Below are 15,224 nucleotides of genomic sequence, written 5' to 3' on the forward strand. Positions count from 1 at the left end.
AGACAAGTGCAACCGCTCCTCGGAAAAGGGCTTCGCAAGTGCAACCTTTCCGTGCACAATCGCGCCCCTCTTTTCCGGTTGAGTTGGGCGAAACGTCTATTTCGCCATTCTCAGCCTGTTGCAGTCTTGCGAGTGGAGCTTCACCCGGAATGAATGAGCAGGCCCCAAGCGTTGAACAACGCTTTGCAGAATCGACCCCCGCCGCCCTCGGCACTTGGGCGCGTCACGACACCACCTGGATGCTGGGCCTGTTCGGCACAGCCATCGGCGCCGGGACACTGTTCCTGCCGATCAACGCCGGCCTTGGCGGCTTCTGGCCGCTGTTGATCCTGGCCGTGCTGGCCTTCCCGATGACCTATTTCGCCCATCGCGGGCTGACCCGTTTCGTCCTTTCCGGGCGCGATGGCAGCGACATCACCGAAGTGGTCAAGGAGCATTTCGGCATCACCGCCGGTGCCTCGATCACCGTGCTGTACTTCTTCGCCATCTTCCCGATCCTGCTTATCTACAGCGTGGCGCTGACCAACACCGTGTCCAGCTTCATGGAACACCAGCTGCACATGCAGCCGCCGCCACGGGCAATCCTGTCATTCGTGCTGATCCTCGGCCTGCTGGCCATCGTGCGCTGCGGGGAGCAGGCCACGGTCAAGGTCATGAGCCTGCTGGTCTACCCGTTCATCGTTGCGCTGGCGTTGCTGGGCCTGTACCTGGTGCCGCACTGGACCGGTGGCATTCTCGACAGCGCCACAGAGGTGCCGCCGGCCTCGGCCTTCCTGCACACCCTGTGGTTGGCCATTCCGGTAATGGTGTTCTCGTTCAACCATTCGCCGATCATTTCGGCCTTTGCCGTCGACCAGAAGCGCCGTTACGGCGCGCACGCCGACGAGCGCAGCGGCCAGATCCTGCGTCGTGCCCACCTGCTGATGGTGGTGATGGTGCTGTTCTTCGTGTTCAGCTGCGTGCTCACCCTGAGCAGCGCCCAGCTGGCCGAAGCCAAGGCGCAGAACCTGTCGATCCTGTCGTACCTGGCCAACCACTTCAGTAACCCGACCATCGCGTTCGCTGCGCCGTTGATCGCCTTCGTGGCCATCGCCAAGTCGTTCCTCGGCCACTACATCGGCGCCAGCGAAGGCCTGAAGGGCATCATCGCCAAGACCGGTGCGCGCCCAGGCGCCAAGGCCCTGGACCGCGTGGTTGCCGCACTGATGCTGGTGGTGTGCTGGATCGTTGCCACCCTCAACCCAAGCATTCTCGGCATGATCGAGTCGCTCGGCGGCCCGATTCTCGCGGTGCTGTTGTTCCTGATGCCGATGTACGCCATTCGCCGTGTGCCATCGATGCGCAAGTACAGCGGTGCGGCCTCCAACGTGTTCGTCGTTGTGGTCGGCCTGGTTGCGCTGACTTCGGTGGTGTACGGCCTTGTAAGCTGATTCACCCGTTTCATTCAAGAATGCCCGGGTCGCTTGTCGCCACCCGGGCATTTTTTTGCCTGATCAAGGGTTCAGCAGCGTTGCATTCCATCGTCCTTGGTGCATGCAAGCAGCCACCCTCCGCACAGGCTGGCCACCACGAACAGCACGCCCAAGCCTGCCGGTAGCTCGCTTTCCAAACCTGCGACCACACTGCTCGTCAAACCGGCACCGGCGAACAGCAATGTCGTATTGAGCGACGCTGCCGCACCTGCCTGACGCGGATAGCGCGCCCAAGCCTGGGTCGTTGCGGCGGGGCGTACCAGGGTTGTCCCGGTGGTACAGACAATCATCGGCAGTAGAACACCCAGCACAGATAAACCTGCCACCCATTCCCACATCAAAAGGGTGATGCCCGCCGTACTTATAAGCAGCAAGCCTGCTTTTATTTGAGCTTGCGGGCTTACGCGACTGTTCAAGTAGGTCGCAGCCATGCCGCCGACGATGTATGCCAACCCATAGCCGATAAAGACCAGAGAAAATTGATAGGCCGTCAGCTCTAGCCTGCCCATCAGCAGCAAGGGCGCTATGACGATAAAGGAAAAATGGCAGGCAAAGGCGAGGCTGGAGAGCATGGCATGCGCGAGATAGTCCGTGTCTCGCAGCATCACCCGATAACTGGACATACTTGGCGCTCGGTCATGCGACGCAGGTGTGTCATGGAGCAGCGCACACGATAAAAGTGTAACGATTGCAGCGATGATCACGAATACCGTAAAGCTTGCCTTCCAGCCAAAGGACTGTTGAAGAAAAGCACCTGCCAGCGGTGACAGGGAGATGAACAACCCGCTCGCGCTTGTTAACAGGATGCGCATGGCATTGCGTTGTGTACCGCTGTAGAGGTCCTGCACAAGCGCCTGGCCTAGCACGAGGCTGCCGCAACCCAGGGCCTGCACCAAGCGAAAGGCCATGAACGTTTCATAGTGGGTTGAAAATACGCAACCGAGCGCCCCCACAATAGATACGCTCAACCCAGCGAGCAACAAACGCTTGCGCCCGATGCCATCCGACAGTGGGCCGACCACGATTTGCGCCATGGCCACACCCACAGCAAAAAAGCTCACTGAGTACGCAATCTGTTTTGTGTCGACCCGAAACTCATCTGAGAGCGCAGGGAATGATGGGAGGATTACGTCCAGAGGAAACACACCCAGCAGACATAACAAAATCAGCAGCGTCGAGCACAGGTGGCGCCGAAGCGAACCCGCGGGGCGGTTCATGCCATTAACTCCTCGAATGGAATTGCAAGAATTAGCTTTCGTCATCCAGTAAACCAGTACGCTAAAGATGTACAAGGTGAGCTTGGTAGCGAAACTTCCGATAGAGTTGTAGGATTTTCTACCTCAATGAATACGGGGCAATTAAACTTGGTCGTAAAGCCTCTGGCACAAACTTCGCAGCCAATTTGGAAGCAGCTTTGTGCCGCTCAGATCAATCAATTAGCCAACTGTGTGGCGAGTTTGTGGTGGGAGGCCGGGATGGGCGTTCGGCAACGGTGAGGCAACTGGCCGTAACCGCGGCTATCGGCATTTTTTGTCCACAAAAATCGTCCGGCAATGGAACAATTTCACCTGCCCCCATAGGCACCCGGCTGCCTTCATGCTTAACTCAGTGTCCTTTTCAAACCCCGCATAAGGATTTCGTCATGGCTCAAGTGACTCTCAAAGGCAACCCGGTCCAGGTCAACGGTAACCTGCCACAGGCCGGCGCCCAGGCTCCGGCTTTCTCCCTGGTAGGTGAAGGCCTGGCTGACAAGTCGCTGAAAGACTACGCTGGCAAGCGCAAGGTGCTGAATATCTTCCCAAGCGTCGATACCCCAACCTGCGCCACCTCGGTGCGCAAGTTCAACGCCCAGGCCAACGACGTTGCCAACACCGTGGTGCTGTGCATCTCGGCTGACCTGCCGTTCGCCCAGGCACGTTTCTGCGGCGCCGAAGGGCTGGACAATGTGAAGAACCTGTCGACCCTGCGTGGCCGCGAGTTCCTCGAGAACTACGGCGTAGCCATCGCCGACGGCCCGCTGGCCGGCCTGGCCGCCCGCGCCGTGGTGGTGCTGGACGAGAACGACAAGGTGCTGCACAGCGAACTGGTTGGCGAAATTGCTGACGAGCCGAACTACGACGCGGCGCTGGCTGTACTGAAGTAAGGATTGCGTGGGGCAGGGCGGGCGTCTGTAGCCTGTGATGGCCTCTTCGCGGGTAAACCCGCTCCTACAACGTGCGGCACAGGTTTCAAAGGCTGTGACATCCCCGTAGGAGCGGGTTCACCCGCGAAAGGGCCAGACCAGGCAACCGAACCTTCAGGCTCGCCACCGCTCCAAGCAACACCCTGTAACGGCCCGGAACACGTTCCGGGCCGTTTTCATTTAAAATTCCGCTGCTTGGCAACGTCAGGCAAAGGTAAACCTCTGGTAAAGGCCCTTTGCTAAAACGATGGCAGTGCTTATCGTTCATCCTCCCCAAGTCGTCATTCCGAACAAGGTTCGTTCAACCCATGCAAGCGTCCAATTCCCGTTCCCTTCGTCGCTGGCTCGTCGGCCTGCTGATCCTGCTGCTGGTGGCCGCACTGGCCTGGTGGCTGTGGCCCGCAGCGACGCCTGCGCATAAAGAAGCCAATGGCATGCGCGGTGGCAAGGGCATGGGCATGATCGGCGGCCGCCCAGGTTTTGGCGGCTCCAGTGACCCGGTACCCGTACGTGTCGTGCCGGTGCGGACAGGCGACTTCCCCCTCTACTACAAAGCCTTGGGCACGGTCACCGCGACCAATACGGTCAATGTGCGCAGCCGCGTGGCTGGCGAACTGGTGAACATCCACTTCAAGGAAGGCCAGCGCGTCAAGGCTGGCGACCTGCTTGCCGAAATCGACCCGCGCCCTTATCGCATCGCCCTGCAGCAGGCCGAAGGCACCTTGGCGCAGAACCAGGCGCAGTTGAAGAATGCTCAGGTCGACCTGGCCCGCTATAAAGGCCTGTACGCCGAAGACAGCATCGCCAAGCAAACCCTGGACACTGCCGAAGCCCAGGTTGCGCAGTTCCAGGGGCTGGTCAAGACCAATCAGGCACAGGTCAACGACGCCCGCCTGAACCTCGATTTCACCCAGATCCGTGCGCCGATCAGTGGCCGTGTGGGCCTGCGCCAGCTCGATCTGGGCAACCTGGTGGCCGCCAACGACACCACCGCGCTGGTGGTCATCACCCAAACCGAGCCGATCAACGTCGCCTTCACCCTGCCGGAAACCGAACTGAGCACTGTGCTGGAGCGCTACCGCAGTGGCGCCACCCTGCCGGTCGAGGCCTGGGACCGCAGTGACAGCAAGCTGCAGTCCACCGGTGTGCTGGGCAGCATCGACAACCAGATCGACACCACCACCGGCACGCTGAAGTTCAAAGGCCGCTTCGAGAACAAGGACCTGGCCCTGTTCCCCAACCAGTTCGTCAACGTGCGCTTGCTGGCCGACACCCTCAAGCAGGTGGTCATGGCCCCGGCCGCGGCCATCCAGTTTGGCAACGATGGCACCTTTGCCTATGTGGTCAACGAGAAGAGCACCGTCAATGTCCGCAAGCTCAAGGTGGGCGCCAGCGATGGCGAGAACAGCGTCATTCTCGACGGCTTGAAGGCCGGCGACCGCCTGGTGCTGGAAGGCACCGACCGCCTGCGCGAAGGCACCCAGGTGGAAGTGGTCGAAGACAGCTCGCAAGTGCCGACCACCCCGGGCCAGCACCTGCAAGGGCAGGAAGCCAAGGGGGCGGCGCAAACAGATGAAGCACAACCTGGCAACGCAGCAGGCAAGGCGGGCGCATGAACCTCTCGCGCCTGTTCATCCTGCGCCCGGTCGCCACCACGCTGAGCATGCTGGCCATCGTGCTGGCAGGCCTGATCGCCTACAAGTTGCTGCCGGTTTCCGCCTTGCCGCAGGTGGATTACCCGACCATTCGCGTCATGACCCTGTACCCCGGCGCCAGCCCGCAGGTGATGACCAGCGCTGTCACCGCGCCGCTGGAGCGCCAGTTCGGCCAGATGCCGGGCCTGGAACAGATGGCATCGACCAGTTCTGGCGGCGCGTCGGTGCTGACCTTGCGTTTCAACCTCGACATGAACATGGACGTTGCCGAGCAACAGGTGCAGGCCGCGATCAACGCCGCCAGCAACTTGTTGCCCAGTGACCTGCCGGCACCGCCGGTGTACAACAAGGTCAACCCGGCCGACACCCCGGTGCTGACCCTGGCCATCTCCAGCAAGACCATGCCGCTGCCCAAGCTCAACGACCTGGTCGATACCCGCGTGGCGCAAAAGCTGGCGCAAATCAGCGGCGTGGGCATGGTCAGTATTGCCGGTGGCCAGCGCCAGGCGGTACGCATCAAGGTCAACGTCGACGCCCTGGCGGCCAATGGCTTGAATCTGGATGACGTGCGCACGCTGATCGGTGCCTCCAACGTCAACCAGCCCAAAGGCAACTTCGACGGCCCGACCCGGGTGTCGATGCTCGATGCCAACGACCAGCTGCGTTCTCCAGAGGAATACGCCAACCTGATCCTGGCCTACAACAACGGTGCGCCGCTGCGCCTGAAAGATGTGGCCGAAATCGTCGACGGCGCCGAGAACGAGCGGCTGGCCGCCTGGGCGAACGAGAACCATGCTGTGTTGCTGAACATCCAGCGTCAGCCGGGCGCCAACGTGATCGAAGTGGTCGACCGCATCAAGGGCCTGCTGCCGTCGATCACCGACAACCTGCCGGCCGGCCTCGATGTCTCGGTGCTGACCGACCGCACCCAGACCATTCGTGCCGCGGTCAAGGACGTGCAGCACGAACTGCTGATCGCCATCGTTCTGGTGGTGATGGTCACCTTCGTTTTCCTGCGCCGCTTCAGCGCCACCCTCATTCCGTCGATTGCCGTGCCACTGTCGCTGATCGGGACGTTCGGGGTCATGTACCTGGCCGGGTTCTCGGTCAACAACCTGACACTCATGGCCCTGACCATCGCCACCGGCTTTGTGGTCGATGATGCCATCGTCATGCTGGAGAACATCTCCCGGCATATCGAAGAGGGCGAGACGCCCATGCAGGCGGCGCTCAAGGGTGCCAGGCAGATTGGCTTCACCCTGATTTCGCTGACCTTCTCGCTGATTGCGGTCCTGATCCCGTTGCTGTTCATGGCGGACGTGGTCGGTCGCCTGTTCCGCGAGTTCGCCATCACGCTGGCAGTGGCCATTCTGATTTCCCTGGTGGTGTCCCTGACCCTGACACCGATGATGTGCGCGCGTCTGCTCAAGCGCGAGCCCAAGGAAGAAGAACAAGGCCGCTTCTACCGTGCCAGCGGCGCCTGGATCGACTGGCTGATCAAGCACTACGGCAGTACCCTGCAGTGGGTGCTCAAGCATCAGCCGCTGACCTTGCTGGTGGCGGTGGCCAGCCTGGTGCTCACGGTGTTTCTGTACATGGTCGTGCCCAAGGGCTTCTTCCCGGTGCAGGACACGGGGGTGATCCAGGGTATTTCCGAAGCGCCGCAGTCCACCTCGTTCGCCGCCATGAGCGAACGTCAGCAGGCCCTGAGCAAGGTCATCCTGCAAGACCCGGCCGTGCAAAGCCTGTCGTCCTACATTGGCGTAGACGGCGACAACGCCACGCTCAACAGTGGTCGCCTGCTGATCAACCTCAAGCCCCACGGCGAGCGCGATGTCAGCGCCAGCGAAGTGATCAGCCGCCTGCAGCCGCAGGTCGACCGGCTGGTGGGCATCCGCCTGTTCATGCAGCCGGTGCAAGACCTGAGCATCGAGGACCGGGTCAGCCGGACCCAGTACCAGTTCAGCCTGTCGTCGCCGGACGCCGACCTGCTGGCGCAGTGGAATGGCAAGCTGGTGCAGGCGCTGCAGCAGCGTCCGGAACTGGCCGATGTGGCCAGCGACCTTCAGGACAAGGGCTTGCAGGTGTACCTGGTCATCGACCGGGACATGGCCAGCCGCCTGGGGATCAGCGTGTCGCAGATCACCAATGCCCTGTACGACGCCTTCGGCCAGCGGCAGATCTCGACCATCTACACTCAGGCCAGCCAGTACCGCGTGGTGTTGCAGTCCAAGGACGCCGCAACGATCGGCCCGCAGGCGCTGGAGTCGATCCACGTCAAGGCCACCGATGGCGGCCAGGTGCGCCTTTCGGCGCTGGCGCGGATCGAGCAGCGTCAAGCCCAGCTGGCTATTTCCCACATCGGCCAGTTCCCGGCAGTGACCTTGTCGTTCAACCTGGCTCACGGCGCGTCGCTGGGCGAAGCCGTGCAGGTGATCGAGCAGGTGCAGCAGGACATCGGCATGCCGCTGGGTGTGCAAACCCGATTCCAGGGTGCGGCCGAGGCCTTCCAGGCGTCGTTGTCGAGCACCTTGCTGCTGATTCTGGCGGCGGTGGTGACCATGTACATCGTGCTGGGGGTGCTGTACGAGAGCTACATCCACCCGATCACCATCCTCTCGACCCTGCCGTCGGCGGCGGTCGGCGCCTTGCTGGCCTTGCTCATCAGCGGGAACGACCTGGGCATGATCGCCATCATCGGCATCATCCTGCTGATCGGTATCGTCAAGAAGAACGCGATCATGATGATCGACTTCGCCCTGGAGGCCGAGCGCCATCAGGGCATGAGCCCGCGCGATGCCATCTACCAGGCGGCGCTGCTGCGCTTCCGGCCGATCCTGATGACCACCCTGGCCGCGCTGTTTGGTGCGGTGCCGCTGATGCTTGCCACCGGTTCCGGTGCCGAACTGCGCCAGCCGCTGGGCCTGGTGATGGTCGGCGGGTTGCTGGTCAGCCAGGTGCTGACGCTGTTCACCACCCCGGTCATCTACCTGTACTTCGATCGCCTGGCCCGCCGCCTGCGCCCGGCCACTGACGTGAAGCAGGCCCAGGCATGAACCTGTCCGGGCCTTTCATCCGTCGCCCGGTGGCGACCATGCTGCTGAGCCTGGCAATCATGCTGCTGGGTGGGGTCAGCTTTGGCTTGCTACCGGTGGCGCCACTGCCGCAAATGGACTTCCCGGTGATCGTGGTGTCGGCGAACCTCTCTGGTGCCAGCCCCGAGGTCATGGCGTCCACCGTGGCCACACCGCTGGAACGCAAGCTGGGCAGCATCGCCGGCGTCACCACGCTCACCAGCAGCTCCAACCAGGGGTCGACACGGGTAATCATCGGCTTCGAGATGGGCCGTGACATCGATGGCGCAGCCCGTGAGGTGCAAGCGGCGATCAACGCTACCCGCAACCTGTTGCCCAGTGGCATGCGTAGCATGCCCACCTACAAGAAGATCAACCCGTCGCAGGCGCCGATCATGGTGCTGTCGCTGACCTCGGATGTGTTGCAGAAGGGCCAGCTGTATGACCTGGCCGACACCATCCTTTCACAGAGCCTGGCTCAGGTATCGGGGGTAGGGGAGGTGCAGATCGGCGGCAGTTCGCTGCCTGCCGTGCGTATTGCCGTCGAGCCGCAACTGCTCAACCAGTACAACCTGTCGCTGGACGAAGTGCGCACGGCCGTGTCCAACGCCAACCAGCGCCGGCCCATGGGCTTTGTCGAGGACACCGAGCGCAACTGGCAGGTGCGGGCCAACGACCAGCTGGAAAGCGCCAAGGATTACGAGCCGGTGGTGATTCGCCAGCAGAACGGCACCATTCTGCGCCTGTCTGACGTGGCGACTGTCACCGACGGCGTTGAAAACCGTTACAACAGCGGCTTCTTCAACGACCAGGCAGCGGTGTTGCTGGTGGTCAACCGCCAGAGCGGCGCCAACATCATCGAAACGGTCGACCAGATCAAGGCGCAGCTACCGGCATTGCAGTCGTTGCTGCCCGCCAGCGTGCAACTGAACGTGGCCATGGACCGCTCGCCCGTGATCAAGGCTACCCTCAAAGAGGCCGAGCACACCCTGCTGATCGCCGTGGTGCTGGTGATCCTGGTGGTCTACCTGTTCCTCGGCAGCCTGCGCGCCTCGCTGATCCCCAGCCTGGCGGTGCCGGTATCGCTGGTGGGTACGTTCGCGGTCATGTACGTGTGCGGTTTCTCGCTCAACAACCTGTCGCTGATGGCGCTGATCCTTGCCACCGGGCTGGTGGTGGACGATGCCATCGTGGTACTGGAAAACATCTCCAGGCACATCGAGAACGGCCAGCCGCCTATGAAGGCGGCCTTCCTGGGCGCCAAGGAAGTGGGCTTCACCTTGCTGTCGATGAACGTGTCGCTGGTGGCGGTGTTCGTCTCCATCCTGTTCATGGGCGGCATCGTGCGCAACCTGTTCCAGGAGTTTTCCATCACCCTGGCGGCGGCGATCATCGTCTCGCTGGTGGTGTCGCTCACCCTTACACCGATGCTCTGCGCCCGCTGGCTCAAGCCGCACCAGGCCCAGCAGACACGCCTGCAGCGCTGGAGCGACAAGCTGCATCAGCGCATGGTTGCTGCCTATGACCGCAGCCTGGGCTGGGCCCTGCGCCACAAGCGCCTGACCCTGCTCAGCCTGTTGGCCACCATCGGCATCAACATCGCCCTGTACGTGGTGGTGCCCAAGACGCTGATACCCCAGCAGGATACCGGCCAGTTGATGGGCTTCATCCGGGGTGACGACGGCCTGTCGTTCACGGTGATGCAGCCGAAGATGGAAATCTACCGCCGCGCCTTGCTGGCCGACCCGGCAGTACAGAGCGTTGCCGGTTTCATCGGTGGCAACAGCGGTACCAACAACGCCATGGTGCTGGTGCGCCTGAAACCGATCAGCGAGCGCAAGATCGATGCGCAGAAGGTGATCGAACGCCTGCGCAAGGAGCTGCCCAAAGTGCCCGGCGGGCGCCTGTTCCTGATGGCCGACCAGGACCTGCAACTGGGTGGCGGTGGGCGTGACCAGACCTCCTCTCAGTACCTGTATACCCTGCAAAGTGGCGACCTGGCGGCGTTGCGCGAATGGTTCCCCAAGGTGGTCGCGGCGCTGCGTGCACTGCCTGAGCTGACCGCCATTGACGCCCGCGATGGTGCCGGTACCCAACAGGTGACGCTGGTGGTCGACCGTGACCAGGCCAAGCGCCTGGGCATCGACATGGACATGGTCACCGCAGTACTGAACAACGCCTACAGCCAGCGGCAGATCTCCACCATCTACGACAGCCTCAACCAGTACCAGGTGGTGCTCGAGATTAACCCGAAATACGCCTGGGACCCGAGCACGCTGGAGCAAGTGCAGGTGATCACCGCCGACGGCGCCCGGGTACCGCTGTCGACCATCGCCCACTACGAGAACAGCCTGGCCAACGACCGGGTCAGCCACGAAGGCCAGTTCGCCTCGGAAGACATCGCTTTCGACGTCGCCGAGGGCTACAGCCCCGATCAGGCCATGGCGGCACTGGAGCGCGCGGTGGCCAAACTGGGGCTGCCCGAGGAGGTGATTGCCAAGCTCGGCGGCACTGCCGATGCCTTTGCCCAGACCCAGCAGGGCCAGCCATTCATGATCCTTGGCGCACTGCTGCTGGTGTACCTGGTGCTGGGCATTCTGTATGAAAGCTACATTCACCCGCTGACCATTCTCTCGACACTGCCTTCGGCGGGCGTCGGTGCCTTGCTGGCGCTGTACGTCACCGGTGGCGAGTTCAGCCTGATCTCGTTGCTGGGGCTGTTCCTGTTGATCGGGGTGGTGAAAAAGAATGCCATCCTGATGATCGACCTGGCCTTGCAGCTGGAGCGCCATCAGGGCTTTTCGCCGGAAGAGTCGATCCGCCGGGCCTGCCTGCTGCGCCTGCGGCCGATCCTGATGACCACCCTGGCAGCGATCCTTGGCGCATTGCCGTTGCTGCTGAGCCAGGCTGAAGGCGCAGAAATGCGTCAGCCGCTGGGCCTGACCATCATCGGTGGCCTGGTATTCAGCCAGATCCTCACCCTTTATACGACGCCGGTGGTTTACCTGTACCTGGACCGCCTGCGCCACCGTTTCAACCGTTGGCGCGGCGTGCGCACCGACGCCGCCCTGGAAACCCCGCTATGACTTTTGCCCAGACCCCACTTCACCGTGCCCTGCAGGCACTGACCCGTGGCCGTGGCTCGCGCCTGCTTGGTGCCGGGTTGTGCGTGGCCTTGCTCAGTGCCTGTACCCTGAGCCCGGACTACCACCGCCCCGAGCTGAACAGCACGGCGGCGCAGTTCAAGCACGCCGAAGGTTGGACCCAGGCCTCGCCGTCCGACGCCATCGCCCGTGGCGCCTGGTGGGAAATCTACGGTGATGCCGGGCTCAACGCGCTGGTCGAAGAGCTTAACCGCAGCAACCAGACCGTGGCGCAATCAGAAGCCCAGTACCGCCAGGCCCAGGCGCTGGTGCGCAGCAGCCGTGCGGCGCTGTTCCCCAGCCTGGACCTGAGCGCCAGCAAGAACCGTTCGGCGCAGGGCACCGGCAGCTCCAGTTCCAGCCTGTCCAATAACAGCAGCGGCATTCGCAACACCTACAACGCGCAGTTGGGCGTGAGCTGGGAGATCGACCTGTGGGGCAAGCTGCGCGAAACCCTGAATGCCAACGAGGCCAGTGCCGAAGCGAGTTTCGCCGACCTTGCGTCGATCCGCTTGAGCCAACAGTCGGAGCTGGTGCAGAACTACCTGCAATTGCGGGTGATCGATGAGCAGAAGCGCTTGCTGGAAGCCACCGTGGCGGCTTATGAGCGCTCGCTGCGAATGAACGAAAACCAGTACCGCGCCGGTGTCGCCGGCCCGGATGCCGTGGCCCAGGCCCGTACGCAGCTCAAAAGCACCCAGGCTGACCTGATTGACCTGATCTGGCAGCGTGCGCAGTTCGAAAACGCCATCGCCGTGCTGCTGGGCAAGACACCTGCCGACTTCGCCCTGGCCGACAGCAAGGCGATTCCAGCGTTGCCGCAAATACCGGTTTCGCTGCCTTCGCAGCTGCTGGAGCGGCGTCCGGACATCGCTGCGGCCGAACGCAACGTGATGGCGGCCAACGCCAACATCGGGGTGTCGCGGGCAGCCTACTTCCCGGACCTCAGCCTGAGCATGAGTGGTGGTTATTCCAGCAGCAGCTTCAGCAACTGGATCGAGTTGCCCAACCGCTACTGGTCGGTAGGCCCGCAGTTGGCGCTGACCCTGTTCGACGCCGGCAAACGCAGCGCCGAGGTCGACCGCACGGTGGTCGTGTATGACCAGACGGTGGCGCAGTACCGCCAGACCGTGCTGGACGGCTTCAAGGAAGTGGAAAACCTGCTGGTTCAACTGAAGGTGTATGGCGATGAAGCCGTGGTGCGCCAAGAGGCGCTTGACGCCGCCCGGGAGTCGTTGCGCCTGACCGAAAACCAGTACCGTGCCGGGCTGATCGGCTATCTGGATGTGGTCAACGTGCAAACCACGGCGCTGAGCAACGAGCGCAGTGTGCTGAACCTGCTGCAAGGGCGCCTGGTGGCCAGCGTGCAACTGGTGGCTGCGTTGGGCGGCGGCTGGGATGCAGAACAGGCGTTTGCCGAGCAGAATTGACCGAACGCAGAGGGGGTAGGCAGCGGTTATTGGATCCATTCCCATTCGCAAAAACCCCGTGCGTTTCGCTTAAGCTTGAGTACAATCGTCAGCTTTTGTCGGGCCCCCTGTCCCGGCGCTGGAACTCTCAATGCTGACCGGTAGCTACTCCTCTTCGCTGGTGTTGATTTCGCTGTGCGTGGCGATCCTGGCATCCTATACCGCCCTTGACCTGACCGGCCGCATTGCCACGGCCAAGGGCCGCGCTGCCTGCCTGTGGATGGGCGGTGGTGCGTTGGCCATGGGCATCGGCGTGTGGTCGATGCACTTCATTGGCATGCTTGCCTTCAGCTTGCCCATTGACTTGGGGTACGACCTGGCCCTGACCGCGTTCTCGTTGCTGATCGCTGTGCTGTCCTCGGGCTTTGCCTTGTGGCTGGTCAGCCAGCCGAGCCTGCCAGCGCTGCAGTTGGGGTTTGGCGCGCTGATCATGGGCGCCGGTATCGCTTGCATGCACTACACCGGCATGGCTGCCCTGCGCATGCTGCCGGGCATCGATTACGACCCGACGTTGTTCGGCGCTTCGCTGCTGATTGCCGTAGGCGCCTCGGCGGCGGCATTGTGGATTGCCTTCCGCCTGCGCAGACACACCCCCTATGTACGGCAGATCCGCGGCCTGGCGGCGGTGGTCATGGGCGTTGCCATCGTGGGCATGCATTACACCGGCATGGCAGCGGCGAACTTCCCCGAGGGCAGCTTCTGCGGCGCGCTGGGGGGCGGGTTGCAGGGGGACAGCCTGGTTTATCTGGTGCTGATCACCACGCTGGCAGTACTGGCAGTGGCATTGCTGACTTCGGTGCTGGACGCGCGTCTCGAGGCACGTACAGCCGAGTTGGCCCGTTCGCTGACCTTGGCCAACCAGGAACTGACCCAACTGGCCTTGCACGACACCCTCACCGATCTGCCCAACCGTACCCTGCTGGCGGACCGCATCGAACAGGCCATTGCCAAAGTGGCGGAGCAGGGCGGTTGTTTTGCCCTGATGTTCATTGATCTGGACGGCTTCAAACCCGTCAACGATGCCTTTGGCCATCATATCGGTGACCTTCTGCTCAAAGCGGTGGCGGCCCGCCTGCGCGGCCACCTGCACAGCCAGGACACGCTGGCACGGATTGGCGGCGACGAATTCGTGCTGCTGGTGGAACTGCAGGAGCCGAACGATGCCATGGACGTGGCGGTCAAGCAGGTCAACCTGGTGTCCCGGCCTTTCCGCGTGGCCGAGCACGACCTGCAACTGTCGGCGAGCCTGGGCATCGTTCTGTACCCGGGCAACGGCCAGGACCAGCATGAGCTGCTGCGTAACGCCGACGCTGCCATGTACCATGCCAAGAGCGCCGGCAAGAACGGTTACAGCTTCTTCGATGTGTCGATGAACAGCAACGCGCGCCAACAGTTGCAGCTGCTGCAGGACCTGCGCCTGGCGCTGGAGCAGCGCCAGTTCCGCTTGCATTATCAGCCCAAGTTCGACGCCCAGGCCTGCCAGCCGATCGGTGCCGAAGCATTGCTGCGCTGGGAGCACCCGCAGCAGGGCCTGCTGCTGCCTGACCGCTTCATCGGCCTGGCGGAAAAGACCGGCCTGATCATCCCCATTGGTGAGTGGGTACTCACTGAGGCCTGCCGTCAGATGCGTCAGTGGCTGGACCAGGGGCACCATGGCTGGCGTATGGCGGTGAACCTGTCGGCCATCCAGTTCTGCCATGCCGGTCTGGTCGACAGCGTGGCCCGCGCCCTGCAGCAGAACGGCTTGCCAGCCAACTGCCTGACACTGGAAATTACCGAAACCACCGCCATGCACGATGCCGATGCCAGCCTGACCGTGCTGCAGCGCCTGTCCGACATGGGCGTGGACTTGTCCATTGATGACTTTGGTACGGGCTATTCCAGCCTGATGTACCTCAAGCGCCTGCCAGCCAACGAGCTGAAAATCGACCGCGGTTTCGTACGTGACCTGGAGCAGGACAGTGACGATGCAGCGATTGTTTCGGCAATCGTCGCACTGGGCCAGGCGTTGGGCCTGCGTATCGTTGCCGAGGGGGTTGAAACCGACAAACAGCAGGACTTCCTGACCCGTCTGGGGTGTGATTCGTTGCAGGGCTACCTGCTGGGCCAGCCCGTGCCGGCCGAGCAGTTTATGAGCAAGTTGCAGGCCCTGGGCCCGGAACTCACTGCTGCGGGCTAGGCGCTGTATGAAGAGCCTTGATACTTGGTGAGGCTGGGTTGAAAACAGAG

The 15,224-nt window shown here is 62.5% G+C and carries 8 protein-coding genes; 7 read left to right on the top strand and 1 reads right to left on the bottom strand.

The features are described 5' to 3' along the window. Positions 1 to 149: 149 nt before the first annotated feature. On the top strand, positions 150 to 1,430 hold the full coding sequence (locus tag I8746_RS07865; RefSeq protein ID WP_003247731.1) for a serine/threonine transporter: 1,281 nt from the start codon (positions 150 to 152) through the stop codon (positions 1,428 to 1,430). A gap of 71 nt (positions 1,431 to 1,501) precedes the next feature. Here the strand turns inward: I8746_RS07865 and I8746_RS07870 are convergent, their stop codons facing one another. Continuing rightward, the gene (locus I8746_RS07870; RefSeq protein WP_409078003.1) at positions 1,502 to 2,689 is read right to left on the bottom strand and encodes a Bcr/CflA family efflux MFS transporter; all 1,188 of its coding nucleotides are present in this window, start codon (positions 2,687 to 2,689) and stop codon (positions 1,502 to 1,504) included. A 425-nt stretch (positions 2,690 to 3,114) separates the two neighbouring features. On the opposite strand from I8746_RS07870, the gene tpx reads away from it, so the two are divergent. The 6 genes from tpx to I8746_RS07900 all read left to right on the top strand — a co-directional run bounded on the left by tpx (position 3,115) and on the right by I8746_RS07900 (position 15,174). Beyond that, positions 3,115 to 3,615, top strand: coding sequence for a thiol peroxidase (gene tpx, locus I8746_RS07875; RefSeq protein ID WP_012052082.1), 501 nt, complete (start codon positions 3,115 to 3,117; stop codon positions 3,613 to 3,615). Positions 3,616 to 3,962: 347 nt separating this feature from the next. After that, positions 3,963 to 5,270: an MdtA/MuxA family multidrug efflux RND transporter periplasmic adaptor subunit gene (locus I8746_RS07880; RefSeq protein WP_221100426.1), complete on the top strand. Its 1,308-nt coding sequence runs from the start codon at positions 3,963 to 3,965 to the stop codon at positions 5,268 to 5,270. Beyond that, complete coding sequence (locus I8746_RS07885) at positions 5,267 to 8,365, top strand: MdtB/MuxB family multidrug efflux RND transporter permease subunit (RefSeq protein WP_221100427.1); 3,099 nt, start codon at positions 5,267 to 5,269, stop codon at positions 8,363 to 8,365. Before I8746_RS07880 ends, I8746_RS07885 begins: the two co-directional genes overlap by 4 nt. Next, complete coding sequence (locus I8746_RS07890; RefSeq protein ID WP_003247741.1) at positions 8,362 to 11,469, top strand: efflux RND transporter permease subunit; 3,108 nt, start codon at positions 8,362 to 8,364, stop codon at positions 11,467 to 11,469. The genes I8746_RS07885 and I8746_RS07890 overlap by 4 nt, the downstream gene beginning before the upstream one ends. Continuing rightward, complete coding sequence (locus tag I8746_RS07895; RefSeq protein ID WP_221100428.1) at positions 11,466 to 12,956, top strand: efflux transporter outer membrane subunit; 1,491 nt, start codon at positions 11,466 to 11,468, stop codon at positions 12,954 to 12,956. The genes I8746_RS07890 and I8746_RS07895 overlap by 4 nt, the downstream gene beginning before the upstream one ends. Positions 12,957 to 13,086: 130 nt before the next feature. After that, positions 13,087 to 15,174, top strand: coding sequence for a bifunctional diguanylate cyclase/phosphodiesterase (locus I8746_RS07900; RefSeq protein ID WP_221100429.1), 2,088 nt, complete (start codon positions 13,087 to 13,089; stop codon positions 15,172 to 15,174). Positions 15,175 to 15,224: the final 50 nt, after the last annotated feature.

This window comes from Pseudomonas sp. USTB-Z, from assembly GCF_019691255.1.
Lineage (GTDB): Bacteria > Pseudomonadota > Gammaproteobacteria > Pseudomonadales > Pseudomonadaceae > Aquipseudomonas > Aquipseudomonas alloputida.

Coding starts and splice junctions, on each gene's coding strand:
- I8746_RS07870 (WP_409078003.1), bottom strand. CDS start 2,689: ATGAACCGCCCCGCGGGTTCGCTTCGGCGCCACCTGTGCTCGACGCTG.
- I8746_RS07885 (WP_221100427.1), top strand. CDS start 5,267: ATGAACCTCTCGCGCCTGTTCATCCTGCGCCCGGTCGCCACCACGCTG.
- I8746_RS07895 (WP_221100428.1), top strand. CDS start 11,466: ATGACTTTTGCCCAGACCCCACTTCACCGTGCCCTGCAGGCACTGACC.
- I8746_RS07880 (WP_221100426.1), top strand. CDS start 3,963: ATGCAAGCGTCCAATTCCCGTTCCCTTCGTCGCTGGCTCGTCGGCCTG.
- tpx (WP_012052082.1), top strand. CDS start 3,115: ATGGCTCAAGTGACTCTCAAAGGCAACCCGGTCCAGGTCAACGGTAAC.
- I8746_RS07865 (WP_003247731.1), top strand. CDS start 150: ATGAATGAGCAGGCCCCAAGCGTTGAACAACGCTTTGCAGAATCGACC.
- I8746_RS07900 (WP_221100429.1), top strand. CDS start 13,087: ATGCTGACCGGTAGCTACTCCTCTTCGCTGGTGTTGATTTCGCTGTGC.
- I8746_RS07890 (WP_003247741.1), top strand. CDS start 8,362: ATGAACCTGTCCGGGCCTTTCATCCGTCGCCCGGTGGCGACCATGCTG.